Annotated in this window: 13 protein-coding genes; 6 read left to right on the top strand and 7 right to left on the bottom strand. The window is 58.8% G+C overall.

Annotation, left to right across the window (positions count from 1 at the left end):
- From AAAC48_RS14320 to AAAC48_RS14300, 5 genes are all read right to left on the bottom strand, one after another.
- On the bottom strand, nucleotides 1–693 hold a 693-nt coding region (locus AAAC48_RS14320), incomplete at its 3' end, for an amino acid ABC transporter ATP-binding protein (protein ID WP_340654819.1).
- On the bottom strand, nucleotides 671–1,330 hold the full coding sequence (locus AAAC48_RS14315) for an amino acid ABC transporter permease (RefSeq protein ID WP_340654818.1): 660 nt from the start codon (nucleotides 1,328–1,330) through the stop codon (nucleotides 671–673). The genes AAAC48_RS14315 and AAAC48_RS14320, both read right to left, overlap by 23 nt.
- Nucleotides 1,327–1,998 carry an amino acid ABC transporter permease gene (locus tag AAAC48_RS14310; protein WP_340654817.1) on the bottom strand — a complete coding sequence of 224 codons (672 nt, stop codon included), beginning with the start codon at nucleotides 1,996–1,998 and terminating at the stop codon, nucleotides 1,327–1,329. Before AAAC48_RS14310 ends, AAAC48_RS14315 begins: the two co-directional genes overlap by 4 nt.
- A gap of 67 nt (nucleotides 1,999–2,065) precedes the next feature.
- Complete coding sequence (locus AAAC48_RS14305; RefSeq protein ID WP_340654820.1) at nucleotides 2,066–2,818, bottom strand: transporter substrate-binding domain-containing protein; 753 nt, start codon at nucleotides 2,816–2,818, stop codon at nucleotides 2,066–2,068.
- Between the two features lie 221 nt (nucleotides 2,819–3,039).
- Nucleotides 3,040–3,441: a DoxX family protein gene (locus AAAC48_RS14300; protein WP_340654816.1), complete on the bottom strand. Its 402-nt coding sequence runs from the start codon at nucleotides 3,439–3,441 to the stop codon at nucleotides 3,040–3,042.
- Between the two features lie 187 nt (nucleotides 3,442–3,628).
- Here AAAC48_RS14300 and AAAC48_RS14295 point away from each other — a divergent pair, with 187 nt between their 5' ends.
- The gene (locus tag AAAC48_RS14295) at nucleotides 3,629–4,153 is read left to right on the top strand and encodes a MarR family transcriptional regulator (protein WP_340654815.1); all 525 of its coding nucleotides are present in this window, start codon (nucleotides 3,629–3,631) and stop codon (nucleotides 4,151–4,153) included.
- A gap of 57 nt (nucleotides 4,154–4,210) precedes the next feature.
- On the opposite strand, the gene AAAC48_RS14290 is transcribed toward AAAC48_RS14295, so the two are convergent.
- Nucleotides 4,211–4,690, bottom strand: a complete 480-nt coding sequence (locus tag AAAC48_RS14290) for an SRPBCC family protein (RefSeq protein ID WP_340654814.1) — start codon at nucleotides 4,688–4,690, stop codon at nucleotides 4,211–4,213.
- Nucleotides 4,687–5,046 (bottom strand): metalloregulator ArsR/SmtB family transcription factor, encoded by a 360-nt coding sequence (locus tag AAAC48_RS14285; RefSeq protein ID WP_340654813.1) that lies wholly within the window; start codon nucleotides 5,044–5,046, stop codon nucleotides 4,687–4,689. The genes AAAC48_RS14290 and AAAC48_RS14285 overlap by 4 nt, the downstream gene beginning before the upstream one ends.
- Before the next feature lie 166 nt (nucleotides 5,047–5,212).
- On the opposite strand from AAAC48_RS14285, the gene AAAC48_RS14280 reads away from it, so the two are divergent.
- The 5 genes from AAAC48_RS14280 to AAAC48_RS14260 form a co-directional block, all read left to right on the top strand.
- Complete coding sequence (locus AAAC48_RS14280) at nucleotides 5,213–5,887, top strand: response regulator transcription factor (RefSeq protein ID WP_340654812.1); 675 nt, start codon at nucleotides 5,213–5,215, stop codon at nucleotides 5,885–5,887.
- The gene (locus tag AAAC48_RS14275; protein WP_340654811.1) at nucleotides 5,887–7,248 is read left to right on the top strand and encodes a HAMP domain-containing sensor histidine kinase; all 1,362 of its coding nucleotides are present in this window, start codon (nucleotides 5,887–5,889) and stop codon (nucleotides 7,246–7,248) included. Before AAAC48_RS14280 ends, AAAC48_RS14275 begins: the two co-directional genes overlap by 1 nt.
- A 103-nt stretch (nucleotides 7,249–7,351) precedes the next feature.
- On the top strand, nucleotides 7,352–7,954 hold the full coding sequence (locus AAAC48_RS14270; RefSeq protein WP_340654810.1) for an rRNA adenine N-6-methyltransferase family protein: 603 nt from the start codon (nucleotides 7,352–7,354) through the stop codon (nucleotides 7,952–7,954).
- Nucleotides 7,955–8,079: 125 nt separating this feature from the next.
- Complete coding sequence (locus AAAC48_RS14265; protein ID WP_340654809.1) at nucleotides 8,080–8,247, top strand: hypothetical protein; 168 nt, start codon at nucleotides 8,080–8,082, stop codon at nucleotides 8,245–8,247.
- Nucleotides 8,248–8,297: 50 nt separating this feature from the next.
- Nucleotides 8,298–8,859: YbfB/YjiJ family MFS transporter (locus tag AAAC48_RS14260; protein ID WP_340654808.1), on the top strand; the 562-nt coding region annotated here is incomplete at its 3' end.

Below are 8,859 nucleotides of genomic sequence, written 5' to 3'. Positions count from 1 at the left end.
TGTCTTCGGATTGGCAAAAACCTCCTCCGGCTTGCCGATTTCGTGGACGCGGCCCTGATGCATGAAGACAACCCGGTTGCAGACGTCGCGGGCGAATTTCATCTCGTGCGTCACCATCAGCAGCGTCATGCCTTCCGCCGCCAGTTCACGCACAACGCCCAGAACTTCTGCCACCAGTTCCGGATCGAGCGCCGAGGTGATTTCATCGCAAAGCAAGGCGATCGGCTGCATTGCCAGGGCACGTGCGATGGCGACGCGCTGCTGCTGACCGCCGGATAACTCGTCCGGAAAGGCATTATATTTGTGGCCAAGGCCCACCCGGTCGAGCATCTTGCGGGCCATGGCTTCGGCTTCGGCCTTGGGCGTTTTCTTGACCACCATCTGCGACAGCATCACATTGCCGCCGGCCGTCAGGTGCGGAAAGAGATTGAACTGCTGAAAGATCATGCCGACCTTCAGCCGCAGCGCCTTGAGATGGAGTTCGTCGGGCAGCAATTGCGCGCCGGCAACGGAAATCGAGCCATCATCGATCAGTTCCAGGCCATTGATGCAACGCAACAGCGTCGACTTGCCCGAACCGCTCTTGCCGATGATGGCAATGACTTCACCCGGATCGACATCGATATTGATGCCCTTGAGAACCTCATTTGCCCCGAAACTCTTGCGGACTTCAGTGATTTCGATGAGCGACATTGAGTTTCCTTTCCAAGATCTGGCTGCTCTTTGACAGCGGCCAGCACAGTGCGAAATAGATCAGTGCGACGAGCCCGTAGACCGTGAAGGGCTGGAAAGTCGCGTTGGTCACGACGGTTCCGGCTTTTGAAAGCTCGACAAAACCGATGATCGAGGTGAGGGCGGTGCCCTTGATGACTTGAACGGAGAAACCGACGGTCGGCGGAATCGCTATCTTCAGCGCCTGCGGCAGGATCACGTAGCGCATCTGCTGTATATGCCCCATGCCCAGGCTGGACGATGCTTCCCATTGCCCCTTGGCGATTGCTTCAACGCAGCCGCGCCAGATCTCGGTAAGGAAGGCTGCTGACCACAGGATGAGTGCAACGCCAGCCGCGAGCCAGGCAGGAACGTCGATCCCGAAAAGACCGAGACCGAAGAAGGCAAGGAACAGTTGCATCAGTAGCGGCGTGCCCTGGAACAGCTCGACATAATATTTGGCAAAGAACTGCAGCGCGCGGCGGCGTCCGATACGCATGAACAGGAGCAATGTCCCGACGAGCCCGCCGCCGATGAATGAAACAAGCGAGAGTATGACCGTCCAGCGCGCCGACAAAAGCAGATTGCGAACAATATCCCAAAGAGAAAATTCGATCACCGCGGGCTCCTTCTCGGGAAAATCAGCGACCCCACAGCCATCAGCGCCTGCCGCAGCACTATCGCCATAAGCAGATAGATTGCCGTCGAGACGAAGTAGGCTTCGAAGGCCCTGAAGGTGCGGGACTGAATGAAATTGGCGGCAAACGTCAGGTCCTCTGTAGCGATCTGCGAAACCACGGACGATCCGAGCATGACGATGATGACCTGCGAGCACAGAGCCGGCCAGATCCTTTGCAGCGAGGGGACAAGGATGACGTGGCGAAAGGTTTCAAAAGGCGACATTGCGAGGCTCGCCCCGGCTTCGAACTGGCCGCGCGGCGTCGCCTGGATGCCCGCCCTGATGATCTCGCAGCTATAGGCCCCGAGATTGACGATCATCGCCAGATTGGCGGCCTCCAGCTCGCTCATCTGCAGCCCGAGTGAAGGCAGGCCAAAGAAGATGAAGAACAACTGGATCAGAAAGGGCGTGTTGCGGATCAATTCGACATAGGCTGTTACCGGCGGGCGCAACCATTTTGGCCCGAGACTTCGGACCCAGGCACAGGCAATGCCGAGCGCTATGCCGGCTACTGCACCGACGGCAATCAGCTGGATGGTAACGAGAATGCCCTTGAGCAGCACCGGCCAGTATTGGGTAAGCCAGGCATAATCAAATACGTACTTCAAAGTGGAGCCCCCGTCCGCTCAGGACAATAGGTCACCCCGCATGGCGGGGTGATGCGAGAAGCTGGATTCAGAGATCGGCCGGAATGCCGGCGCCCAGCCATTTCTGCGCAATACTATTGAGCGAACCATCGGATTTGGCGGCTGCGATGACGGCGTTGACCTTCTCCAGCAGCGCGGGTTCGTTCTTGTTGAGGCCGATATAGCAGGGAGAATTCTTGATCAGGAACTTCAGTTCGGGACGTTTGGGCGGGTTCTTGGCAAGGATCGCTGCAGCAACGACATTTCCCGTCGCCACAACTTCCACCTGGCCGGAAAGGAAGGCCGAAATGGTGCCGTTATTGTCTTCATAGCGCTTGATGACCGTATCCCCCGTTGCGATCTTGGTCAGTTCGAGGTCCTCGATGGCGCCGCGTGTCACGCCGACAGTCTTGCCGGAGAGATCTTCGGCCTTGGATACAGCGACAGACTCAGGCGCAAAGACACCGTTGAAGAATGGCGCATAGGGTTTGGAAAAATCGATGACAGCTTCTCGTTCTGCATTCTTTCCGAGGCTGGAAATGACCAGATCGACCTTGTTGGTCTGCAGGTAGGGAATACGGTTGGCGCTTGTCACGGGAACCAGTTCGGTCTTTACGCCCAGTTTCTCACCGATCAGGTTGGCCACATCGATATCATAGCCCATCGGTGCCATATCGGTCCCGACGCTTCCGAAAGGCGGAAAGTCCTGCGGGACAGCCACGCGCAGTACACCGCGCGCCGCAATGTCGGCAAGCGCATCGGCATGCGCGGCCTTGGGCGCCAGGATTGGCGTCATCATCATGATCGCGGCACCGAGTGTAAGGAGGAGTTGTCTGCGCTTCATCTGAAAGGTTCCTGTTTTTGAGTTTCAGGATCGATGAAGCAAGTCCCGTGCCAAGCGTCAGAAAAGCTGTGATGGCTACAACCGGAATAGTGAATCCGCCGGTTGCAGCCACGACGGGTCCGCTCTCGGAAGAGGGGTGCGTGCTGTCAATTTAGCATTTTATGAAGTTTGCCTAAGTTTTAATCACTCTTTTTCGACACTGGGAATTTGGCTCGCAGCGTTGCGTCGCGGAACCACAGACCGCCCCACATGAACAGGCCCAGATACAAGCTGAAGAGGATATGGCTGAACAGCGGACTTCCTGCTCGGATTTGCGTCGCCATGGCGCCGCCAAGGAGGCCCATCATGAGTACGGCCCCGAGCAGCCTTGTCCGGGGCATGAGATAGAGCACCAGACACGCCAGCTCGATCAATCCGATCATCAGGGCGTAGTCTCCCCGCCATCCGAGCTGGACAAGCGTGTCTGAAGCAACCCTCGCGCCCGCCAGCTTTGGCGCGATCGAGGCGACAAGCATGAAGAGGGCGAAGATCGTGGTGAAGATCCTCCCCGCCCAAAGCATTGTTGACGAACTTATCTGCATATTATTCTCCCATTCTTGTGTGGCGAGCCAGACCTGTTCAGCCTGTGGTCAATATGGACGACGATCATATCCTCGGCTCCGTTTCGCGCTTGGCGCGACCGTAGCTTCGACCACCATTGCCGTCTCCATTGTCAACGCGGACAGGTCTGTTATCTTGACGTCGAGACATATCGGAGAAAAAATCTTGATGTCAAGACAATTGTCCACAGTTCCACTCGACCACATCGATACGCGACGCTTGCAATGGGCCGACGAGCTGCCCGACGTCGATACGGCAGGCATGGCCGTGCTCGGTCGTGCACGCTGGATCGCACTTAAAGTACGACCGCCGATAGAATCGGTATTTGCCGCACACGGGCTCGACACGGGTGAATTTGACGTGCTCTCCACCCTTTTGCGTCAAGGGCCGCCCTATCGGCTGCGGCCGACCGAGCTGTTTCGCTCCCTGATGATCTCGTCGGGCGGCCTCACCGACAGGCTCAACCGGCTCGCCAAGGCCGGGCTGATCCACCGTCCAGCGGCGGAAGGTGATGCGCGCAGCTTGCCGGTCGAGCTAACAGAGGAAGGCCGCCTGCGTGCCCAGACGGCCTTTCGCGAAGACATGAGAGTGGAGGCGGCGTTGCTGGCCGGACTGAGTGAAGACGAGCAGGCTACCCTTGCAGAACTCCTGCGGAAACTCGCACTGAGTCTGGCCGAAGATCACGGCGCCTGACCCCTTGAATCGCGCTCTTGTTGCGACGGCCTGTTGGCGCAATCGCTCAGCCGATTTTCATATCGTCTTCACATAGGCTCGGAGTTGATCGAGCACCGTCCCCCAGCCATCGAAGAAGCCCATATCCTCGTGCTTTTGACGGGTCGCTTCGTCGCGGTGCATCGCCATTGCGGTATATTTTGTCCCGCTTGCCTGCGATTCCAGTGTGATGATCGCCGTCAGGAATGGCTCGTGTGATGGCCGGTATCCCGGCAGGAGCGCATCGGTCCAGACCAGACGCTCATTCGGCACGACCTCCAGATAACAACCGAGATTGATCGATTGCTCCCCCTCGGGCGAGTGCATGACCGTCCGGAAGATGCCGCCCGGCCGCAGGTCGATCTCGCAGTCGGAAATGTACCAGGGTTTCGGCGTAAACCATTTGGCGACGTGCTCGGGCATCGTCCATGCCTTCCAGACCAGTTTGCGCGGCACCTCGACGACGCGTTCCAGAACAAGATCGAGCTTGGGATTGTGTATCAGCGGCGTGCGGGTCATGTGTTCTTCTCCTTGAGTTCAATGAGGTAATCGTCGAGCTGATCGAGGCGCCGCGCCCACAGCGTTCGCTGCGTCGACAGCCAGTCCTCAGCCAGCTTCAAAGGCTCGGGGACGAGCTGGTAGGTCCTGACGCGCCCGGTCTTTTTCGAGTTCACCAGTCCACACCCTTCGAGCACCCTCAAATGCTCGACGAAGGAGGGAAGGGCCATGTCGAACGGTTCGGCGAGCTCGCTGACGGACGCGGGACTGCGGGTCAGACGTTCGAGCACATGACGCCGCGTCGGGTCGGACAACGCGCGGAAAATGCCGTCGATGGGGGGAGCGCCCGGCGCTGTGCCGGCAGAAAGCCCGTTCATATTGGATCCTCGGTTCTTTCGAATGGTCACAATACTTAGGATATTTCCTAAGTATTTGCAATCGCCAAAATTCACTCCGAATGACAGCCGCTGCTGTTGCGCAACCTTGCGGCAATGTGCATGACCTAGATCAGGCGGAGTTCAAGGTTGCATCGAGGTTGAAGCATTGCGGATATTGCTGGTCGAAGACGAGCCGGAAATGGCGGCTGCGCTGGCGGACGCGCTGAAGCACCATGACATGGTGGTTGATCAGGTCGGGACACTTGCCGATGCCGAAGAAGCAGTCGCGCTCAATCTCTACGATGCCATTCTGCTCGATCGCCAGCTCCCGGATGGCGACGGCCTCACCATGGTTCCGGCGTTGCGTGCCAAGGGGGCGGGCGTTCCGGTGATCGTGCTGACAGCGCGGGGGGATCTCGCCGACCGCATCGATGGGCTCGACAATGGCGCCGACGACTATCTCGGCAAGCCCTTTGCCATTGATGAACTCCTCGCCCGGCTGCGCGCCGTGCTGCGCCGCCCGCCCAACATGCCGGCGGAAGTCCTGAAGCTCGGCCAGCTTTCCCTTGATCTCATGCACCGTGAAGCCAGCGTCAACGGCACGCGGTTCGAGTTGCCCCGCCGTGAGTTGCTGGTCCTTGAGGCGCTGCTCAGGCGGATGGGGCGGACTGTGCTGCGTTCGGCGCTGGAAGAAATGGTCTACAGTATGGACGACGAAATCCAGTCCAATGCCCTCGACACCCACGTGTCCCGCCTGCGCCGCAAGCTCTTCGAAGCGGAGGCAGGCGTCGAAATTCACGCCGTGCGCGGTGTCGGCTACCTGTTGAAACGTTCGGCCTGATGGACCTCTCCAAACCCCATTCGCTTAAATGGAAGCTCGTGAAGAGCATCGTCATTCTTCAGGCGGCGTTGCTGGCGCTGGTTGTCTTCCTCATCATCACGATCATGTGGTGGAACGGCTACCTCATCTCGCTTGATGCCGAAGATGACACGATCGAGGCACTGCAATCCGCCGTGATGCGTGATGCCGGCGGCGCTTTGGTCGTGACCGATACCCCGGCGATCAAGCGGCAGCGTGCCAACGTCCCGGACTTCTGGTTCATTATCAGGGACCCTGAAGGCGATGTCGTTTCGGAAGGCACTGTACCGCCGGAATTTCAGAAAATCGGTGCCACACTTTACGACGTCGGACAGGCGCGTTTCGGCTGGAATCTAGGCCAGCCGGTACGCCAGACAGCCCGGTTGAAATGGGTGGATACAGCAGCAGGACGTGTGCAGGTCCTCGCCGGATCAGGCGGTTCTGTGAATTTCGGTCGCGTTTTCGTCGCGCTCGGCACGATCTTCCTCGGTTTCGTCCTGCCCCTGACCGTGCTGATGGGTTTGGTAACGCTCTTCGTGACGCCGCTCGTGGTACGCAAGGCTCATAGCGGTCTGGGAGAGGTTGCTGCGCAAGCTGAAAAAATCAACATTGACGAACGCGGTGCGCGCCTGCCGCTGGCAGGCGTGCCGACGGAGGTGACGCCGCTGGTCACCGCTGTCAACAATGCCTTGGGACGCCTCGATGAGGGTTATGAACGGCACAAGCGCTTTTTGCTTGACGCTGCCCACGAGCTTCGCACGCCCATCGCCATCCTGCAGACCCGGCTGGAAACCCTGCCGGCGAACGCTGAAACCAGCCGCCTGCTCGAGGATGTCGCCCGCCTGTCTGTTCTTGCGGAACAACTCCTCGATCTGCAGCGGCTCAACCGCTATGCCAGTGATTTCGTGCCAGTCGATCTTGTCGTCATCGGCCAGCGCGTTGCGGCTGACATTGCGCCGCTTGCCATCGCCGCGGGTTACAATCTGTCTTTCGAAGCGGAGGCCGAACAGGCAATCGTTGTTGGCGATCAGGCTTCGCTCGAACGTGCTTTGAGCAATCTCGTCCAGAACGCCATCCAGCACGGCGGGCGAAAGGGCAACATCACCATCAAGGTGGAGAAACCGGCGACGATCCTGGTCACCGATGAGGGGCCTGGCGTGCCACTGGATCAGCGCGAGCAGGTATTCGAGCCATTCCACCGGCTTCAGGCTCGTGATCGCGGCGTCGGGCTCGGGCTCAATCTCGTGCGCGAGATTGTTCGCTTGCACAAGGGCCAGGTCATGATCGTCGATGCTGCAACAAGCGGTGCCTGCTTCAGCATCAGATTGCCGGCCGCAGCTTGAGTGCGGAGATTTGAAATTATGTTATTGTCTCCTGAAACCGCAATGTTCCCTCAATCCAGGCGCGCCATACGGATGTTCTCGGAACAGGACGGGCTTGAAACACATGACCACAGGTGGAATTTGGACATTCATTCGTGCGCTGCTGACTGATCCGTCGCGGGTCAGCGCCATCGCACCATCAGGTGCGGCCCTGGCACGATTGATTACCAGCGAGATCAGTGCCACGACGGGCAGTGTTCTCGAGCTTGGACCCGGCACCGGCGTCTTCACCGACGCTTTGCTGAAACGCGGTGTCAGTCCGAACAATCTGACGCTCATCGAATATGGCACGGAATTCGCAAGGTTGCTTCAAGCGCGATTTCCCGGGTTGCGGATCCTGCAGATGGATGCCTGCCAGCTGGGCATGCATGATCTGTTCGAAGCAGAACCCGCCGGCGCCGTCGTCAGCGGCCTGCCGTTCCTGAGTATGCCGCCGGAAAACGTAGCGGCAATCCTCGGCGGCGCCTTTGGCAATCTGCGTTCTGACGGTGCCTTCTATCAGTTCACCTACGGTCTGCGCTGCCCGGTACCGAAAGCTGTTCTTGAACAGTTGGAGCTCGAAGCAACGTGCATCGGCCGCGCTTTTCGAAATTTACCGCCCGCTGCGGTTTATCGGATTACACGGCGGGGTGCGGAGGCGGATCGCCTGGTTGAATATTCACTTTGAGACTGGAAATGCCCGCAAGATGGTAAAGCCGTTTGCTTCTCTTGGCTGGCCGATCACAGTGCGTGGTTCGACAAGCTCACCATGAGGGAGGTAAGTGCGTTGCAGGAAGCCACGGACAACTGAGGTTGGCGATTGCCTTTGCCAATCAAACAAGCTCCTTCATGGTGAGCTTCCTGAGCCCGCCGAAGGGCGAACCACGCACCACAACCCTGCTGCTGATCACTCAAAATAATCAAACGATCAAATTAATTGGTTTGTCACGGCAGCGGGCGGCGATAATGTCCCGCGCATGAATCCGCCCCCCGCATCTCCTGTTCGTTTAGCCCTTGGCGGGCTCGTGGCCATGGCCATTGGCATGGGCATTGGCCGCTTCATTTTCACGCCAATCCTGCCCGGCATGATGAGCGATCTTGGCCTGACGCCGGGTGATGCCGGCGTTATCGCCTCGGCCAACTACCTTGGTTACCTTCTCGGGGCGATCATTGCGGGTTTTGGCTGGGCGTCGGGAAGAGAACGGCCATTGGTCTATCTTTCCCTCGCGCTGAGCGCGGCCCTATGCTTTGCGATGAGCGTCAGTGACGGCGTCATTGTGTTTTCAATTGTCAGATTCTTCGCCGGTATGGCCAGTGCCTTCATGCTGGTGTTCACCGCGACGATCGTCTTCAGTCACCTCGCTGCCGCCAACCGTCAGGATCTGCAAGCCTTGCATTTCGGCGGGGTCGGCACCGGCATTGCACTCTCCTCTTTGCTGGTCGCATTCAGTTCGGCCAATGGTTTTGGCTGGCGCGAAGACTGGATCGGCGCTGCGATCCTTTCCACGCTGGGGCTTCTCGCCGTCTTGGTGCTGATCCGGCAAGGCCCGGTTCGCAACGGTTCAACCGTGGCGGAAGCGCCGATCAGCTGGA

The organism is Phyllobacterium sp. (assembly GCF_037994405.1).
In the GTDB taxonomy this organism is placed as follows: Bacteria; Pseudomonadota; Alphaproteobacteria; order Rhizobiales; family Rhizobiaceae; genus Phyllobacterium.
This window is presented reverse-complemented; position numbering and strand designations above follow the sequence as displayed.

Excerpts from the sequence above, each read along its gene's own strand:
- AAAC48_RS14300 (WP_340654816.1), bottom strand. The coding sequence starts at position 3,441 with ATGCAGATAAGTTCGTCAACAATGCTTTGGGCGGGGAGGATCTTCACC.
- AAAC48_RS14290 (WP_340654814.1), bottom strand. The coding sequence starts at position 4,690 with ATGACCCGCACGCCGCTGATACACAATCCCAAGCTCGATCTTGTTCTG.
- AAAC48_RS14305 (WP_340654820.1), bottom strand. The coding sequence starts at position 2,818 with ATGATGATGACGCCAATCCTGGCGCCCAAGGCCGCGCATGCCGATGCG.
- AAAC48_RS14275 (WP_340654811.1), top strand. The coding sequence starts at position 5,887 with ATGGACCTCTCCAAACCCCATTCGCTTAAATGGAAGCTCGTGAAGAGC.
- AAAC48_RS14270 (WP_340654810.1), top strand. The coding sequence starts at position 7,352 with ATGACCACAGGTGGAATTTGGACATTCATTCGTGCGCTGCTGACTGAT.
- AAAC48_RS14295 (WP_340654815.1), top strand. The coding sequence starts at position 3,629 with ATGTCAAGACAATTGTCCACAGTTCCACTCGACCACATCGATACGCGA.
- AAAC48_RS14285 (WP_340654813.1), bottom strand. The coding sequence starts at position 5,046 with ATGAACGGGCTTTCTGCCGGCACAGCGCCGGGCGCTCCCCCCATCGAC.